Consider the following 18954-nt stretch of genomic DNA (forward strand, 5'->3'; position numbering starts at 1 on the left):
ATGTTTCTGGAATTAGCTTATAAAGAAAAGGAAAATAATGCAAAAGGAAATGTTTTTATGATTTTCTTTAGAATTTTGATGTATGAATATTATTTTATGGATTAATTTAAATGCCATAAATTGCTCCTGATTTCAAAGTAATTTGGTGTCAAAAAGCAGTTGATATCACCTTATTGCAGTTCGTCGGAAATATGTTTTTTCAAATGGGTTCGATTTGTTCATTTGCTAAATAATTAAACAAATCCATAAACATGAAAAAACTAATAGTATTAATATTGATTCTGGTAATTACCAGTTTTGTTGTTGTTTCTAAAGATAATATGTCTTTGGATCAAAAAATAGAAACAGAGAAAAGCAAAAATCCTAATCCGAAAAACAAAAACTGGGAATATGTAAAAGACAGATTATTCGATGAAAAAATGGAAAAAGTATTTAAGCGAGAAGGACCGATACTTTTTTCGTTAGATAATGCTTCAAAGCAAGACAGTCTGGTTGTAAATGAAATAATTAAAGAATTAAGGACAGTAATTCCAAATAAAACCATTGACTATTTTAAAAATTTTGCAGGAGTATCTTTGGAAATTGCAGGACACAATGGTTATGACAAAAAATACAAAGAGATTTCTTTCTATGACTTGGTGGGATCTACAACTGTGTTAAATTTCAATAAAGTTTCAGATACAAATCGTTTAGTTGATTCTCAAGGAATTTTGAGTTCTCCGAATGAAATTGGCTCTATTGAAAGAGAAATTTTTGGACCATTTTCAGAACATGACTATACACCGATTTGTATTTCATTTGATATTAATAAAAAAGCAGCATATAAAGAAAGAAAAAAATATATTCGATATGAGATTCTTCGGACACTTTGTTATTTAGATCCCACTAAGCTATATCCAGTTTGCTACAACAGAAATGGAGTTTTTGAAACTTCAAATTTTGATCCTGACCGAGCGGATTTCAATGAATTAGATAAGTTTTTACTCCAAAAACTATATTCAGATGATTTTATAGATCAATTCAAAACCTATATGTATGCCAATTATCCGTGGCATTATGCGAGCAGTTTTATTAATAAAAAAGAACACAATATTAAAGTATTCGCTATAATTATTAGTTTAGGTGTTTTGGTGTTTGTATTGATTTTGAGTTTTTTTCAAAATAGAAAATATAAATATTCTTATCTGAATTATTTATTTCCAACATTCTTCGTGTTTATAAATTTTATAAATTTTTGCAATATTTATAATTACTTAACGAATTTTGATTCAATTACAACTTGTAGCAATATTATTTTATTTCAATTCGTTCTTTCAGTTTCAGCCGCTTCCCTAATTTCCTTTTTGCTTTGGGGTTTAGAGAAAATTAGTTTTAAAGGAAATGAAAGCTTGAGTTATCAATTGATTCTGAAAGTTAGTTATACTTTTATTGTATTTGTAATTCCAATGGTGTTGTTAGGGGCGCTATATTGGGGTTCATTAGGGGTTGTAGAATTTATGTTTCCATATGTTTTTTTCTCAGCTGGATTAGCATTTGGCAGAGGATTGTTATTGTATCTGAATCATTTTTCTGAGTCTTTGGTTAAAGAAAAAGACTTAGAGTTAAGCCGTTTGAAAGAAGCCAAAGCCGAGGCAGAAGTTAAAGCGCTGCAATCGCAGATTAATCCGCATTTTTTGTATAATGCCCTGAATTCCATAGCTAGTTTGGCGCATACAGATGCTAATAAAACGGAGAAAATGGCTTTGTCTTTGTCGGATTTGTTTCGGCACAGTATCAACCAAAAGAATAAAAAAGTGAATACGTTGAAAGATGAATTAAGTTTGATTCAAAATTATCTAGAAATTGAACAAATCCGTTTTGGTGACCGATTGAAATTCTCTATTGATGTCGAACCCGATTTATTAGCTGTAGAAATTCCAATGTTTATGCTTCAACCTTTGATAGAAAACGCTGTAAAACATGGCGTTTCTAAAATTGAAGGTCAAGGTGAAATTGTTTTGAAAGTGAATAAAAAAGACAAAGGCATTTTGATTTCGGTTCAGGATAACGGTCCTGATTTTCCAGAAGGATTGGTCAGTGGGCACGGTTTGCAAACGGTTTATGATTTGTTGCGATTTAGTTATCGAGACAAAGCTGAAATCAGTTGGTACAATCAACCCAAAAAAGAAATAACAATTTATATTGCGACAGTTTAAATGAAAAACGCTCCTTACACCACGCTAATTATAGATGACGAACCGCCTGCAAGAGCGCGTTTGCACAAATTACTGGAAAGTTTTCCTGAAACTTTTCGAGTAGTTGATGAAGCCAAAAATGGAATAGAAGCCGTTGAAAAAATCTATCAGCTACAACCCGATGTTATTTTTTTGGATATTGAAATGCCAGGGCTTAACGGGTTTGAACTATTGGAACGTTTAAATAAAATACCCATTGTGATTTTCTGTACCGCTTTCGACCAATATTCTTTGAAAGCTTTTGAAACCAATAGTATCGATTATTTGTTGAAACCCGTGAGATTAGAACGTTTGCAACAAACTGTGGATAAACTTTCTAGTTTTAAAAATAATCTTTCTTCTGCGACTATTTTGGAGGTTTTAAAAGAATTTTATCATCAAAAAGAAGAGAAAAAGATGACCTCCATAACAGTAAAAAAAGGGGATAAACTCATTTTTATAAAACTGGATGAGGTAACTCATTTTGAAGCCGATGAAAAATATGTTACTGTATTTACCAATAAAGAAAATCATTTGATTGAGCAATCTTTATCACAATTGGAGTTGAAGCTGCCAGACAATTTTATGCGGATACATCGTTCAATTATTATAAACAGGAATTATGTAGATGAAGTACAAAAGTATTTTAACAGTCGTTTCGTGATTAGGTTAAACAATACTAAGAAAACGAGCATTACTTCTGGAAGGAGTTACAATGCAACCATTAAAAACTGGATGGATATTTAGCTTTTTTCATTCAGTAAATCTACAATGTAAAAATACGTTACAATTGAATAATATATTGTACGTTTATTTTAATAAAAAATAGAACGAATTAGCCCAATTAAATATTAAATAAACTAAATGAAAATGGAAAAAATTAAAATTCATGAAAAAATGTTACTTGCAATTGGATTTGTTATTGCTTTTATAAGTTTTTATTCATTTCAAACAATGCACAACCCAACTACAGCCAAGATTGATGGAAATGAATTAATACTAACTGTGATTTCAGACAAACCATCTATTACTATTGTATTTGATGCTTGCTTAATCAGTGACATTTATAGCAAAGGACAAAAAAATATAAAAAATCAAACGACTCCATTTGAATTAGTTATTAAATCTGACCAAGTAAAATTTTTGTTTAAAAAAACTAGTGGAAATGCAAATGTGACATATAAAGTATCACAAAAAAATGGTTCGATTTCAGCGTCTTGGCCAGTATCTACAATATTAGTATCAAAAGATAAAATGGAGACATTTGGATTATAGAACATTAATTTAATTAATATAAATAACAATTAAATTAATATTGACGATAATTCAATTGATATAAATGATAATTAAACTATTTAATAAAACAATTAAATAGTTGTAAATAACAATTTAATTGTTGTTTATAATAATTTGTTGTCACACCGAGCGCAGTCGAGATGACATAGAGGTTCTCGACTGCGCTTGATGAGACAATAAGGCTATTTTATATTTTCTAAATGGTATAAATGTCGAAAACACGTTACTTTTTTACGTAAAACAAAACAGCCCTTTCCATTGGAAAGGGCTGTTTTGTACATTATATTATTTTTCAAATTAAATTTATCCAAAGAGCATACTCGCCACATCTTCAATTTTAGCAACCAATTGAATTTTTATTCCTGTGTTTTTCAATGCAATTTTATTGTATTTCGATACAAAAATAGTCGAAAATCCTAGTTTTTCAGCTTCTTGAATGCGTTGATCCACACGGTTCACAGGACGAATTTCGCCAGATAAACCCACCTCGCCAGCAAAACAAAAATCTTTGTTTACCGGAATATCTTCATTAGAGGATAAAATGGCAGCGACTACAGCCAAATCAATAGCAGGGTCATCTACGGAGATTCCGCCTGTTACATTCAGAAAAACGTCTTTGGCTCCTAAACGGAAACCTGCTCTTTTTTCCAAAACGGCCAAAATCATATTGAGTCTTTTGGCGTTGTAACCTGTCGTGCTGCGTTGGGGCGTTCCATAAACAGCAGTACTTACCAATGATTGTATTTCGATCATCAAGGGGCGCATGCCTTCGAGTGTGGTGGCAATTGCTGTTCCTGATAATTCTTCATCTTTGTGCGAAATCAATATCTCGGATGGATTGGATACTTCTCGTAATCCGCTGCCTAACATTTCGTAAATTCCAATTTCGGCAGTTGATCCAAAACGGTTTTTCAACGACCGTAAAATGCGATAAACATGGTTGCGATCGCCTTCAAATTGAAGTACCGTATCAACCATGTGTTCCAATATTTTTGGACCTGCAATGGTTCCGTCTTTGGTAATATGTCCAATTAAAATAACTGGAATATTGGTTTCTTTGGCAAATTTTATCAACTCGGCAGTTGTTTCTCGAATTTGAGAAATACTTCCAGCAGTAGATTCAATATAATCGGTATGCAGAGTCTGAATCGAATCTATTATAACAATTTCTGGCTGAATGGCTTCAATTTGTTTGAAGATATTCTGCGTTTTAGTTTCGGTAAGAATATAGCAGTTATCTCCATTTGGAGTGATACGTTCGGCACGCATTTTAATTTGCTTTTGACTTTCCTCACCCGATACATAAAGGGTTTTATAGGGTAATTTTAATGAAATTTGTAGCAACAGCGTGCTTTTTCCAATACCAGGTTCTCCACCTAAAAGGATTAAAGAGCCAGGAACTATTCCTCCTCCTAAAACTCTGTTCAGTTCGTTGTCTGTTGTATTTAGCCGAATTTCCTCGGCGCTGTCAATTTCATTAATTCGTAAAGGTTTTGGAGCTTTACTAGTGGCAGAAGATTCACTTTTCCAAGCTACTTTTTCTTCTTTTTGTATTATTTCCTCGGCAATAGTATTCCATTCTTTACAGGAATTGCACTGACCTTGCCATTTGGCATATTGCGCACCACAATTCTGGCAAAAAAAAGTTGTTTTTACTTTGGCCATTATTATTGTTTTTTTTCTTCAGTAGTAGGTGCTGCCTCTGTAGTTGGCGCTTCAGTTTGTGCAGCTGTCGAAGTGTCTTGCCCTACTTTGCCTTTGATTTTTGGTTTTTTAGCAAAAGTTTTTTTCAATTCTTCGGCTTTAGCAAACATCATATCTTTGGTAAGATCTGCAATTTCTTCCTTATTAAATCCAGACATATAATAACGAACAGCTCTTGGATTGTCTCCCTTTTTTTCAAACATGATCGCTAATTCATAATCTCCTAACATGCTTTTTGGATAATTTTTATCAGCAAGAATAGCCAAAGCATCTAATTCGTTATAATCTTTGTTTTCTAAAATAGCCGCTTCTATGGCTTTAAAATCATTGATTCTAATTGGGTTTTTTAGACCAAATGAATTTTCAATAATATCGTATTTCTTTTTCAAATAATCTACATAGCCCTCTTTAAGTGTAACTATTTTGGTGTCATATTCATGAATAGATATGGGTTGTGCTGCTGCGAAAATTTGGTATAATGCCGATGGTATCGAATGTAAAACAAGCGAATAATGGGAAGCATCTTTAAAATCTTCGAATTTGTAACTCAAATCTGGATTTTGAATTGCTTTTAAACCATTGTCAAAATTTTTAATTCTTTCGTGCATTTTTCTTTCATCTCCATCAGAGGTAGATAAATAATAAAAAATAGGCAGTTTGGAAGACGTTAGTATATCAGTCACAGTATTCTCCATATTTACATGTAATTCTGGAGATAGAGAGATATAAGCGTTAAATAAGGGCTTGTCTTTGTATAAAAAGAAATTTAAAAAAGAGGCTGTAGTATCATGCCCTGCAATGATTTTAAAATTGGTCGTTCTAAATTCGCTTTGAACTTTTGGAATAAGTTCTAGAGAAATAAAATCGAAGAAATCTATACTTTTTCCGTCAGGTAATCCTGTTACTGGATCTATTCCGCAGTCTATTGTTCTTTGATCATTTTTATTTTGGCTAATACCTACAATGATTACTTCTGGTAAATCATCCCAATAAGAACCATAAGTTAAAGCGCCAATAAATGGATTTAATAAATAGTCTCCATCTAATAAAACCAATAAAGGATATTGTTTGGTTGGGTTTTTTTCATAAGAAGCAGGTAATGAGATGAAAACGTCTCTTTTTCCTTTGAGTTTTTCAGAATTAAGAGTGACGGTCTTTATTTGCGCGAAACTACAAATGGAAAAAAGGGCTAGTAATGCTGTTAATAAATGTTTCATACGATTAGGGGAGTTAATTATTTATGAGGCAAATAGTACAGCAATATAAGTATTTATTTGTTGTATCAAAAAAGAAGATGTTGTAAAAGTATTATGTTAAGGAGTTGTCTTCTTCATTAGGGAAAACAATCCAAGGTTTGAATGTTTTTGCTTCTTCAAATTCTAAAGTTGCATACGAAATAATGATGATGATGTCATCTCTTTGTACTTTTCGTGCCGCAGGACCATTCAAAGTGATTGTTCCAGAATTTCTCTCTCCAACAATGGCATAAGTGTCAAAACGTTCTCCATTATTAATGTTTACGATCGATACTTTTTCCCCTTCTATTATATTTGATGCTTCTAATAATGCTTCGTCTATAGTGATACTTCCGATGTAATTTAAGTCAGCTCCTGTAACTCTTACTCGGTGAATTTTTGATTTTACAACCTGAATGTGCATGGTAATTAATTTAATGAAATAGTGTCTATTAAGCGTATGTTGTCGATGAAAACCGCTATAAATGCTCGGTATTTTTTGTTTTTATTTTTTCGATTGCAGGTTGACAATGAGTCTTCATCTGCAATTTCAAAATATTCTAAAGTGAAATCTTTGTTCTTGTCAAACTCATTTTGAACCCATTGGGTTGTCTTTTGAGCGCTATTGTTTGTGAATTTTTCTTTAGCTTCTTTTAATGTTTTATAAATGATGGATGCTTCGTTTCTAGCTTGCAAAGTTAAGCGTTCATTTCGAGAACTCATAGCTAAGTTGTTGGTTTCTCTTAAAATAGGACACATAACTATAGTTACAGGCAAATGGTTTTTGGCTACCATTTTCTTTACAATTTGAACTTGTTGAAAATCTTTTTCCCCAAAATAGGCTCTTGTAGGCTGTACAATTTCGAAAAGAAGTTTTACAATAGTTCCAACTCCATCAAAATGGCCAGGTCTGAATTTTCCTTCCATTTTATTTTCCAATCCATCAAAATTGAAAGGCTGTGACAAGGTTTTTCCTTCATACATGTCTTCTGTAGTAGGAGCAAATACAATTATATTAGGGTCTATTTCAGTAATTTTGATAATATCTGTATCTAATGTACGAGGATATTTTTCTAAATCTTCAGGATTGTTAAATTGTGTAGGATTTACAAAAATACTTACAACTGTGATAGTGTTTTCTTGAGTACATTGTGCCATTAACGACTGATGTCCTTTGTGTAAAGCTCCCATAGTTGGAACAAAACCAATCGTGGAATTTGTTGCTTTTATTGAGCTTAAGTAATCCATTAAAGCCGTTTTTCCATAGAAAATTTGCATGGCTGTTTTGTTTAAATTAAGTGCAAACTTAATATTTTACTCCATAACTGCATAAAATTTTGTAATTTTGCATGTTTTTTATTGCCAACAATTAATCAATTTAATATTATGAAAGATAAGAGGATATTATATGTATCATCTGAAGTTGTTCCTTATCTCGCTGAAAATGAGGTTTCATTAATGTCTTACGACGTACCAAAAATGATTAATGATCAAGGAGGGCAAATTAGAATATTTATGCCGCGCTATGGAAATATTAACGAGAGAAGACACCAATTACATGAAGTGATTAGACTTTCAGGGATGAATTTGGTGGTAAATGATTTGGATATGCCTCTTATTATTAAAGTAGCTTCTATTCCAAAAGAAAGAATACAAGTTTATTTTATCGATAACGAAGAGTACTTTAAGAGAAAAGCGACGTTTGCAGATGAAGAAGGGGTAATGTATGCTGATAATGATGAGCGTGCTATCTTTTTTGCTAAAGGAGTTGTAGAGACTGTTAAGAAATTAAATTGGGTTCCAGATATTATTCATGTTCACGGTTGGATGGCTGCTATGCTGCCAGTTTACATGAAGCATTTTTATAAAAATGAAGCATTGTTTTCGGATACTAAAATTGTGACTTCAGTTTACAGCCAGTCTTTTGATGGGACTTTAGATGCAGAAATGATTAATAAAGTACGTTTCGATGGTGTTCCAGATGAAGCAATTTCAGAGTTGGAATTACCTAATTTCGAAAATATTATGAAAACTTCTATCCGTAATTCTGATGCTGTTATTATTGCCTCTGACGGGCTTTCTCCAAGTTTAACAAAATTTATAGAGTCTTCAGGTAAACCTTTTTTACCTTTGAAATTTAAAGATGAATTTGCTGTAGCTTATACCGAATTCTATCAAAATATGTTGTTATAAATCAAACTTTTACGAATAAGTATGCTTAGAAATTCTTTTTTTAAAACAATTCTGTTGTTGTTTTTTATTGTTCTTTTTAATTCCTGTGATAAAGAATTTAGTGTTGTTGGTGAAGATATTATTGTTAACAACTCTTTTGGGATTGTAAAGGGAGAATTTCCAGTTGTTGCTTACAATGAAAAAATTGAGCCTATTCAATCGAATAATTTAGAGATAAATCCTTTGGGGATTTATGACAATCCTTCTTTTGGTACAACAAAAGCTAGTTTTGTAACTCAAGTTGCTCTTGCTTCATTAGGGGCAACTTTTAGTGAAACCGCTGAAATAAAGAGTGCGGTATTAAGTATACCTTATTTTTACGATAGTTCTAAGACGGTTTTAAATTCAGATGGTGTTAGTAGTACTTATTTGTTGGATTCTATTTATGGACCTAATGCTGATAATCCTAGTTTAAATAAAATGAAGCTAAGTGTCTATGAATCTGGGTATAATATGACTGATTTAGATCCTAATGAACAATTTTCAAAGCCTCAAAAATATTATAGTAATCAGTATCCTGATTTTTATGGTGTTAAAAAAGGAGTGCTTTTAAATGATAGTTCTAATGCAGCTGAAAATGGATCATTCTTTTTTAATCCTGCTGAGCGTGTCGTGACAACAACAGCTACTGATGGTACAAAGACTACTACTAGGTTGGCGCCAGCAATGACATTGAATTTGAATGCTGATTTTTTTCAACAGAAGATAATTAAAGCCCCTAGTTCTTCCTTAGCAAATAATCAAGTGTTTAAAGAATATTTTAAAGGGTTGTTTTTTGATGTGGAAAAAGTTGATGGCAGCGCTACGAATATGGCAATGATTAATTTTAAAGGAGGTGTGATAACACTTACTTATACAGAAGATAAAGGTGTTACAGAGAAAACATTGGTTATTCAATTAAGCGGTAACACGGTTAGTTTATTAGATCAAAGTAATACTAATGCCAATTATACTGATGCTACAAAACCAGCTACTAATATTGTTAAAGCCGAAGGTGTTCCTAATTTATATTTAAAAGGAGGAGAAGGATCTATGTCTGTTTTGAAATTATTTGGAGATGATAAATTTGGAGCTGATGGTGTAAGTGGAGCGCCAAATGGTGTGGCAGATCAATTAGATATTCTACGCACTAATAAATGTCTTGTTAACCAAGCAGAGTTGACTTTTTATTTAAATTCGGATGCAATGGGTACTGCTTCTATTCCGCAAAGAATTTTCTTGTATGATTTCAAAAACAGCCAGGTAGTAGCAGATTATGTGGATGTTTCAACTGCAAACAATTCTAAAAATAATAAATATGTTTTTGGCGGAATTCTTGATAAAGAAACTGCGACCGGAGCTTTATATTATAAATTTAGGATAACGGATCATGTTAGAAATCTCGTAAAATATGCTGATTCAACGAATGTAGATTTAGGTTTAGTTGTCACGGAAGATATTAATAAATTTAGTTTTTATTCGTCACGTGATAAAACTGCGGTTCCGTTAAAAGCACCAATGGCTTCGGTAATGAATCCTTTAGGAGCTATTGTTTTTGGTAATAATATCCCATTTGATGATAAAAATTATAAAAAGAGATTGAAATTCGTAGTCTATTATACAAAAGCTAATTAAGAAAAATATGTGTGGAATTGTTGGATACATTGGTTATAGAGAAGCTTATCCTATAGTAATAAAAGGTCTTAAAAGATTAGAATACCGTGGCTATGATAGTGCAGGGGTAATGATTTATGATGGTGAGTCTGTAAAATTATCAAAAACTAAAGGTAAGGTTTCTGATCTTGAATTAAAAGCTGAAAAAGAAATTACTACAAATGGTACGATTGGAATTGGTCATACACGTTGGGCAACACATGGTGTGCCGAATGATGTAAATTCACATCCACATGTGTCTAATTCTGGGGATTTGGTGATTATTCATAATGGAATTATTGAAAATTATGCTCCTTTAAAAACGGAGTTGATAAAAAGAGGGTATACTTTTGCTTCTGATACAGATTCTGAGGTTTTGATTAATCTTATTGAAGATGTTCAGAAAAATGAAAAATTAAAATTAGGAAAAGCGATTCAAGTGGCTTTAAATCAAGTGGTAGGAGCTTATGCTATTGCCGTTTTTGATAAAAAAAACCCTGATGAAATTGTAGCAGCAAGACTTGGTAGTCCATTAGCTATTGGAATAGGTGAAGGGGAGTATTTTATCGCTTCAGATGCTTCTCCGTTTATTGAGTATACTACAAATGCAGTATATCTTGAAGATGGTGAAATGGCAAACATCAGATTGCATAGATCTATGAAGGTGCGTAAAATTAAAGATGACTCTATTGTAGATCCTTATATTCAAGAGCTTCAAATGAACTTAGAGCAAATTGAAAAAGGAGGCTACGATCATTTCATGTTGAAAGAAATTTACGAGCAACCAAGCGTTATCAAAGATACATATAGAGGGAGATTACACGCTAACGAAGGAATAGTTCAGTTGTCTGGAGTAGAAGATAATCTAGAGAAATTTTTGAATGCAGACCGAATAATAATTGTAGCTTGTGGAACTTCATGGCATGCAGGTTTGGTAGCAGAATATGTTATCGAAGAGTTTGCTAGAATTCCTGTTGAAGTAGAATATGCATCTGAATTTAGATATAGAAATCCAATCATAAACAGTAAAGATGTTGTAATTGCAATTTCTCAATCAGGAGAAACTGCAGATACTATGGCTGCTATAAAATTAGCAAAAGAGCATGGGGCGTTTGTTTTTGGTGTGTGTAACGTAGTTGGTTCTTCTATTTCTAGAGAGTCTCATGCGGGTGCTTATACTCATGCAGGACCAGAAATTGGAGTTGCTTCTACAAAAGCATTTACTACTCAAATTACTGTTTTGACTATGTTAGCTTTACGTTTGGCTAAGGCTAAAGGAACTTTATCGCATTCTGATTTTCATACTTATCTTCAAGAATTAGAAATTATTCCTGAAAAGGTGAAGGAAGCTTTAGAAACTAATGCGAAAGCTTTAGAAATTGCAACTGTTTTTAAAGATGCTCCAAATTGTTTATACCTTGGACGTGGGTATAATTTTCCAGTAGCTCTTGAGGGTGCTTTAAAACTTAAAGAGATTTCATATATACATGCTGAAGGGTATCCTGCTGCTGAAATGAAACACGGACCGATTGCATTAATTGATGAATTAATGCCGGTTATTGTAATTGCTCCAAAACAAGGACATTATGATAAAATTGTAAGTAATATACAAGAAATAAAATCAAGAAGTGGTAAAATTATTGCGGTTGTAACTAAGGGTGATACTCAAGTTCGTGAGTTAGCGGATTATGTTATCGAAATACCGGAAACATCAGATGCTTTATCACCATTGATAACAACGATACCTTTGCAACTTCTATCTTATCATATTGCTCTTTTGAGAGGGTGTAATGTTGATCAGCCTAGGAATTTAGCAAAATCAGTTACGGTAGAGTAATCAATTGAAAAAAATACTAAAGCGAGGATGATTCCTCGCTTTTTTTGTTTTATTAAATCGGGTGTGGGGTTGAGAATTGTGTATTTGAAGTAAAATAAAATTTATTATTTGTAATGATAAAGTGATTCAGATTGTTAATTGATATTAAAACAAACTGTTTAAACGTGATGGTTTTTCAGTTTTTAATGTAAAATAAGATGTTTTATGAATATGAAACTCCTTAAAAATCAATATATTAAAATTTTAACTTTTTTTGTAAAAAAAACATTGATTTTATATTTTAAAAAATTATCTTTGCACTCTGAAAAAAGTATCCATTCGATGAGTTTCGATGGTCTGTATTTCATAAACCTAAATAGCTATTTAATAAATACATAAGCAATGTCAAAAGTAATAGGAAAAGTTGCCCAAATCATTGGACCAGTAGTCGATGTAGTTTTCAACGGAAAAGATGTTGAACTTCCAAAAATTTATGATTCATTAGAAATCACAAAAAAAGACGGTACATTATTAGTACTTGAAGTACAATCTCACATTGGTGAAAATACTGTTCGTACCATTTCTATGGACTCTACAGATGGTTTGAGCAGAGGTTATGAAGTAGTTGGTACAGGAAGTCCTATCCAAATGCCAATCGGAGCAGATGTTTACGGACGTTTGTTTAATGTAATTGGAGATGCTATTGATGGTTTGCCAGCTTTACCTAAAACAGGTGAAAACGGAACTTCAATCCACAGACAAGCTCCAAAATTTGAAGATTTATCTACATCTTCTGAAGTTTTATTTACAGGTATTAAAGTAATCGATTTGATTGAGCCTTACTCAAAAGGAGGTAAAATTGGATTGTTTGGTGGTGCTGGAGTAGGTAAGACAGTATTGATTCAGGAGTTGATTAACAATATTGCAAAAGGTCACGGTGGACTTTCTGTATTCGCAGGAGTAGGAGAAAGAACACGTGAAGGAAATGACTTACTTCGTGAGATGTTGGAGTCAGGAATTATTAAATACGGTGAGGAATTCATGCACTCTATGGAAAATGGAGGATGGGATTTATCTAAAGTAGATATGCCAGGAATGAGAGAGTCTAAAGCTACTTTCGTTTTCGGACAAATGAATGAGCCTCCAGGAGCTCGTGCTCGTGTGGCACTTTCTGGATTATCTATCGCTGAGTATTTCCGTGATGGTGCAGGTTCTGACCAAGGAAAAGATGTATTATTCTTCGTTGATAATATCTTCCGTTTTACACAAGCAGGTTCTGAGGTTTCGGCTCTTTTAGGTCGTATGCCATCTGCGGTAGGTTACCAGCCAACATTGGCAACTGAGATGGGAGCTATGCAAGAGCGTATTACTTCTACAAACAAAGGATCTATTACATCTGTACAGGCGGTTTACGTTCCTGCGGATGATTTAACTGACCCGGCGCCAGCAACAACGTTTGCTCACTTAGATGCTACTACTGTATTGTCTCGTAAAATTGCTGAGTTAGGTATCTATCCTGCAGTAGATCCATTGGATTCTACTTCAAGAATTTTAGCTCCTCACATTATCGGTAATGAGCATTATGACTGTGCACAAAGAGTAAAAGAAATTCTTCAAAAATACAAACAATTACAAGATATCATCGCGATTCTTGGTATGGAAGAGCTTTCTGAAGAGGATAAATTATCTGTATCTAGAGCACGTCGTGTACAACGTTTCTTATCTCAACCTTTCCACGTTGCTGAGCAATTTACAGGATTAAAAGGTGTTTTAGTAGATATCAAAGATACTATCAAAGGATTTAACATGATTATTGACGGTGAATTAGATCACTTGCCAGAATCTGCTTTTAACCTTAAAGGTACTATTGAAGAAGCTATCGAGGCTGGAGAAAAAATGTTGGCAGAAGCGTAATTGGTTGTTAGTTGTTAGTTGTCAGTTGTTACAAGCAACCATCAACCATCAACGATCAACTATTAACTAAATAATTATGATTTTAGAAATAGTATCACCGGAAGCGAAATTATTTTCAGGAGAAATCACATCTATATCTGTACCTGGAGTAGATGGACGTTTTCAAATGTTGAATAACCACGCACCAATAGTTTCATTGCTACAAAAAGGAACAATTAATATTACTACTGCTGGAAACTTTGAATTAAATGAAGAAAAAGCAGGTTTGTTTACCAAAGTAAGTGATAACAATTATACTTTAGAAATTGCCTCTGGTACTCTAGAGTTAAAAGATAATAAAGTAATTGTTTTAGCTGATTAAGACAATTCCAATTTTAGATAAAAAAAAGCCTGACGAAAGTCAGGCTTTTTTTATGCTTTAATTTTCTCTTGTAATCAAAATATAATAGGTAATAAAAGATTTGACCGATTATTTTTTTAACTTTACCTTATGAGTTTTTAAGAGTATAGATAATTTAAATTTTAGAAAATGGTAAAGAATAAATTTTTAATATTTCTTTTTTTATTAATATATAATATAGGTTTCTCGCAAGTCTATACGAATAAAGTGGTAGGAAAAAACCAAGAGGCGCTGCTGGATAGTCTTAAGGTAGCGGAATATCCTTATACATTGCCTATATGGGGAGATAAAGCTACTAAGAAAGGCTTTCAATTGCCTTATTCTGCGGGTATTTCGGTAAACTATTTTTGGCAGGAATCTGATTTAACTATAAAGAATTTGGAAGTTGGTTTCAATAATGGGCCTATGTACAATCTGGATCAAATCATACGCTTCAATAACGCACAAGCATCAGGATATGCTGCCACTATTAGACCAGATATCTGGTTGTTTCCTTTTTTGAATGTGTATGGGATTTTTGGTAAAGCAAAAATGTCTACTAACATTGATGCTGGTGTTTGGATTCCAGATGTCAACAATAATTGGTCTCAAATAACTTCCTTTAATACTAAAGCAGATTTTGAAGGTACTTCATTTGGACTAGGTATGACTCCTACTATTGGTATTGGGGGAGGTTGGTTAGCCTTAGATATGAATGTTGCATGGACAGATATTAGTGCTCTTGATAAACCTGCGATGAGTTTTGTTTTTGGTCCAAGATTAGGGAAAACCTTTAAACTTAATAAACCAGAGAAAAATTTTGCGGTTTGGGCAGGTGCATTTAGAGTACATTTAAAAAGTGGGACAAATGGTTCTTTAGCTTTAGCAGATGTATTACCACTAGACGGTGCGCAGGCCAAATTGGATGAAGCTTTCACCAAAGTAAATGACAGGCAAGTTCAAGTAGACGATTGGTGGAATGGGTTATCTAGTAAAGATCAGGCAAAACCATCTAATAAAGCAAAATATGAAACTGCAAATAGGGCATTAGAAACTGCTGGAAACCTTTTAACAGGTATTGACGGTGCATTGAGTACAGCTGAAACATCTACAGTGCAATATTCTCTTGAAAAAGCGCCTAAAGACATGTGGAATTTTATTTTAGGAACCCAATATCAATTCAACAGGCATTTTATGTTGCGTGCAGAATGTGGCTTTTTAGGAACACGTACCCAATTTTTGACTAGTGTTCAATATCGCTTTGGGCTATAATTAAAATAATTTATTAAATAAAAAATAGCTTGAGGCTTTAAGAAGATTACTAAATATCAACACATGAAAAAGATTTTACTCTTCATTGCATTATTTTTTAGTTTTCATTCTGCTCAATCGCAAGTGTTAATGTCTCTAATTTTTGGTGACAAATTGAATTCTCCTAATATTGAATTTGGTTTGGAGGGTGGTGCTAATTTTTCCACCATTTCGAAACTGGATTCGGATTATAGAACCGATTTTAATTTGGGTTTTTATTTTGATTTTAATCTTAAGAATCCTTCCTGGATTTTCAACACGGGAGTTATCGTAAAATCGACAATGGGGGCGAAAGGAATTGCCGTTTATTCATTGGATGATGAGAAATTGGATGCTGTATTCGTTGAAGGATCCATAAAGAGGAAAATAAACTATTTTAATGTTCCTTTAATGATTAAATACAAGTTTGATAATAATATATATGTCAAAGCAGGTACGCAATTAGGTTTATTGTCTACTGCGACTGATGTGTTTCATCAAAACTATTATGGAGACGATGTGGAGTATACAAAAAATATACGTGACAAGATTCATGTTATCGATGCTGGTTTGACAATTGGTGCGGGATATCGAATAAAAACAAAATACGGAATGAATGTCGGTCTACAATATTACTATGGACTGGTGCCGCTTCTTAAAGGTGCCGACAGTCCAAACCAATACAATCGCTCGCTTTATGTAACAGCTGGATTGCCTATAGGAAAAGGTAAAGCTGGGAAAAGGGCGGCCGAAAAAAATGCTGCTGAGCAGAAAGCATTGGAAGAAAAAAGTGTTTTGCCTGAAAAATAAATTCTATTTAGATTTTCAATTCTCTAAAACATCTTCAATAAAGAAAACATTTTTATTATTTTGAAAGCTTCAATTAAAAGCTAATCACTAAAGACTAATTACTAAAAATTGAATAGTTACAATTGGTTTTTATAACTTTGCTTTTATGAATTTTCCAAAAAATCTTAGCGATAAACTCGAAATCCGAAGGCAAAATAAATCATTACGCATCCTTCCGCAACCGAATGATTTAATTGATTTTTCTTCGAATGACTATATTGGTTTTTCAAAATCGGAAGCGATTTTTAATGACACCCATCAATTTTTATTGAATTATAATATAAAAAATAATGGAGCGACTGGCTCGAGGCTAATCTCTGGTAATCATACTTTATATACCGAAACTGAAAATTATGTAGCTCAATTTCATCAATCGGAATCGGCTTTGCTGTTCAACTCGGGATATGATGCCAATGTTGGTTTTTTTAGTGCTGTTCCGCAAAAAGGCGATCTGATTTTGTATGATGAATTGTGCCATGCTTCCATTCGGGATGGAATTCAATTATCGAATGCCAAGTCCTATAAATTCAAACACAATGATTTTGAGGATTTGGAAAAAAAGATTGTCAATTTTAATGGCAATAGCAATGACAATAGCAATGGCAATGAAAAAAATGCAATCATCTATATTGTAACCGAAACTGTTTTTTCTATGGACGGAGATTGTCCTAATATCGAAGAATTGGTTGCCATTTCTGAGAAACACAACTCTTATTTAGTAGTTGATGAAGCCCATGCCTTAGGAGTTTTTGGAGAAAAGGGGGGAGGATTGATTCAATATTTACAATTGCAGGATAAAATATTTGCTCGAATAATGACTTTTGGTAAAGGTTTGGGCTGTCACGGAGCTGTTGTTTTGGGTTCAGATGAGTTAAAATCGTATCTCGTTAATTTTGCCCGAAGTTTCATTTACACCACAGGGCTTTCTCCTCATTCGGTGGCTACTATTTTAATGGGGTATTATCATCTTGAAGAGGATAAAAAGGCTCTTGAGTTACTTCGCGATAATATTGTTTTTTTTAATCAGGTGAAAAAAATGCTGTATTTGAGTCCGCTTTTCATTCGAAGCAAATCGGCTATTCAAAGTGTAATTATTCCTGGAAATGAAAAGGTGAAAAGTGTTGCTATTGCTTTACAGCAAAATGGTTTTGATGTCAAAGCTGTGCTTTCGCCAACGGTTCCTGAAGGGCAGGAGAGACTGCGTTTTTGTCTGCATAGTTATAACAGCAAAGAGGAAATAACTAATATGTTGACGCTGTTGAGTAGCTTTGTATATTAGCCCACGGATAACACTGATTAAACTGATTGACACAGATTTATTATGGCAGACCTACTTTATAAAAATGTTACGGATTCAATTTTGAAAGCATATTATGCTGTTTATAATCAACTTGGTTATGGTTTTCTAGAGAAAGTATATCAAAATGCAATGTATTTTGAATTAAAAGCTTTAGGTTATAAAGTTGAAGCTCAAAAACAAATAAAAGTTTATTTTAAGAATCAATTAGTTGGTGAATATTATGCTGATTTATTCGTTGAGGATAAAGTCATTGTTGAACTTAAAGCTTGTGAGTTGCTTATGAATGTCCACGTGGCTCAATTAATGAATTATTTAAAAGCAACAGAAATCGAAGTTGGATTAGTCTTAAATTTTGGAGAAGATCCAGAGTTCAAACGTATTATATATACAAACAATAAAAAGTAATTTTAAAATCCGTGATAATCTGTTTAATCAGTGTTATCCGTGGGCCAAAACATGAAACTATTTATTACAGGAATTTCTACCGATGTGGGCAAAACCATTGCTTCATCCATTATTGTTGAGGCTCTTGAAGCCGATTACTGGAAACCCGTTCAAGCGGGAGATGTTGACAACTCAGACAGTCATAAAATCAAGTCGTTTATCTCAAATAGCAAAACGGAAATACATCCGAATAGCTATTTGCTAAATACTCCAGCCAGTCCTCATCTTGCAGCTCAATTAGATGGAATTACCATTGATTTGCAACAAGTAAAAGAGCCAAAAACACAAAATAATCTGGTCATTGAAGGTGCGGGCGGCGTTTTTGTACCTCTGAATGATACGGATTGCGTTATAGATTTAATACAACCCGATTATAAAGTGATAGTGGTTTCCAGACATTACTTAGGAAGTATTAATCATACACTATTGACAATTGAATCCTTGCTTAATCGTAAAATAGCGATTGGAGGAATTGTTTTCTCAGGTGATGAAAATAAAGCTACCGAATCGATTATTTTGAATAAAACAGGGCTTAAATGTATCGGCAGAATAGAGCAGGAACCCTATTTTGACCAAAACGTAATTAAAGAATATGCTGATCGGTTTAGAGAGAATCTTTTAGAACTTCAATAGCAATAGCAAAAATCAAT

General features: G+C 33.0%; 17 protein-coding genes. 13 read left to right on the forward strand and 4 right to left on the reverse strand.

The genetic code is table 11. From position 1 onward, the window contains the following. Positions 1–251: 251 nt before the first annotated feature. The 3 genes from ACUN3A_RS10120 (at position 252) to ACUN3A_RS10130 (ending at position 3488) form a co-directional block, all read left to right on the forward strand. Positions 252–2195 (forward strand): sensor histidine kinase, encoded by a 1944-nt coding sequence (locus tag ACUN3A_RS10120; RefSeq protein ID WP_445551173.1) that lies wholly within the window; start codon positions 252–254, stop codon positions 2193–2195. Continuing rightward, a complete protein-coding gene (locus ACUN3A_RS10125; RefSeq protein ID WP_445551174.1) occupies positions 2196–2960 on the forward strand; it encodes a LytR/AlgR family response regulator transcription factor in 765 nt (254 codons plus the stop codon). 123 nt (positions 2961–3083) lie between these two features. Next, positions 3084–3488: a hypothetical protein gene (locus tag ACUN3A_RS10130; protein WP_445551175.1), complete on the forward strand. Its 405-nt coding sequence runs from the start codon at positions 3084–3086 to the stop codon at positions 3486–3488. A 324-nt stretch (positions 3489–3812) separates the two neighbouring features. Here ACUN3A_RS10130 and radA read toward each other — a convergent pair whose 3' ends face one another. The 4 genes from radA to panC form a co-directional block, all read right to left on the reverse strand. Further along, on the reverse strand, positions 3813–5174 hold the full coding sequence (gene radA, locus ACUN3A_RS10135) for a DNA repair protein RadA (RefSeq protein ID WP_445551176.1): 1362 nt from the start codon (positions 5172–5174) through the stop codon (positions 3813–3815). A gap of 2 nt (positions 5175–5176) precedes the next feature. Further along, entirely contained in the window at positions 5177–6430 is a 1254-nt protein-coding gene (locus ACUN3A_RS10140) for an alpha/beta hydrolase (RefSeq protein WP_445551177.1), read from the reverse strand. 91 nt (positions 6431–6521) lie between these two features. Beyond that, the gene (panD, locus tag ACUN3A_RS10145; RefSeq protein ID WP_445551178.1) at positions 6522–6872 is read right to left on the reverse strand and encodes an aspartate 1-decarboxylase; all 351 of its coding nucleotides are present in this window, start codon (positions 6870–6872) and stop codon (positions 6522–6524) included. Positions 6873–6877: 5 nt separating this feature from the next. Next, positions 6878–7726, reverse strand: a complete 849-nt coding sequence (gene panC, locus ACUN3A_RS10150) for a pantoate--beta-alanine ligase (protein ID WP_445551179.1) — start codon at positions 7724–7726, stop codon at positions 6878–6880. 108 nt (positions 7727–7834) lie between these two features. Here panC and ACUN3A_RS10155 point away from each other — a divergent pair, with 108 nt between their 5' ends. The 10 genes from ACUN3A_RS10155 to bioD all read left to right on the forward strand — a co-directional run bounded on the left by ACUN3A_RS10155 (position 7835) and on the right by bioD (position 18937). Further along, a complete protein-coding gene (locus tag ACUN3A_RS10155; RefSeq protein WP_445551180.1) occupies positions 7835–8641 on the forward strand; it encodes a glycogen/starch synthase in 807 nt (268 codons plus the stop codon). A 21-nt stretch (positions 8642–8662) separates the two neighbouring features. Then, positions 8663–10294, forward strand: a complete 1632-nt coding sequence (locus tag ACUN3A_RS10160; RefSeq protein WP_445551181.1) for a DUF4270 domain-containing protein — start codon at positions 8663–8665, stop codon at positions 10292–10294. A gap of 7 nt (positions 10295–10301) precedes the next feature. After that, positions 10302–12149 (forward strand): glutamine--fructose-6-phosphate transaminase (isomerizing), encoded by a 1848-nt coding sequence (gene glmS, locus ACUN3A_RS10165; protein WP_445551182.1) that lies wholly within the window; start codon positions 10302–10304, stop codon positions 12147–12149. 381 nt (positions 12150–12530) lie between these two features. Beyond that, entirely contained in the window at positions 12531–14042 is a 1512-nt protein-coding gene (gene atpD, locus ACUN3A_RS10170; RefSeq protein ID WP_445551183.1) for a F0F1 ATP synthase subunit beta, read from the forward strand. A 76-nt stretch (positions 14043–14118) separates the two neighbouring features. Beyond that, positions 14119–14403 (forward strand): F0F1 ATP synthase subunit epsilon, encoded by a 285-nt coding sequence (locus ACUN3A_RS10175; protein ID WP_445551184.1) that lies wholly within the window; start codon positions 14119–14121, stop codon positions 14401–14403. 168 nt (positions 14404–14571) lie between these two features. Beyond that, positions 14572–15693 carry a hypothetical protein gene (locus ACUN3A_RS10180; RefSeq protein WP_445551185.1) on the forward strand — a complete coding sequence of 374 codons (1122 nt, stop codon included), beginning with the start codon at positions 14572–14574 and terminating at the stop codon, positions 15691–15693. Between the two features lie 63 nt (positions 15694–15756). Further along, positions 15757–16521 carry a porin family protein gene (locus ACUN3A_RS10185; protein ID WP_445551186.1) on the forward strand — a complete coding sequence of 255 codons (765 nt, stop codon included), beginning with the start codon at positions 15757–15759 and terminating at the stop codon, positions 16519–16521. Positions 16522–16666: 145 nt separating this feature from the next. Further along, on the forward strand, positions 16667–17839 hold the full coding sequence (locus ACUN3A_RS10190; protein WP_445551187.1) for an aminotransferase class I/II-fold pyridoxal phosphate-dependent enzyme: 1173 nt from the start codon (positions 16667–16669) through the stop codon (positions 17837–17839). A gap of 42 nt (positions 17840–17881) precedes the next feature. Next, positions 17882–18265, forward strand: a complete 384-nt coding sequence (locus ACUN3A_RS10195; protein ID WP_445551188.1) for a GxxExxY protein — start codon at positions 17882–17884, stop codon at positions 18263–18265. Positions 18266–18316: 51 nt separating this feature from the next. Then, entirely contained in the window at positions 18317–18937 is a 621-nt protein-coding gene (gene bioD, locus ACUN3A_RS10200) for a dethiobiotin synthase (protein WP_445551189.1), read from the forward strand. Positions 18938–18954 lie beyond the last annotated feature (17 nt).

It is taken from the genome of Flavobacterium sp. WC2509, assembly GCF_052683105.1.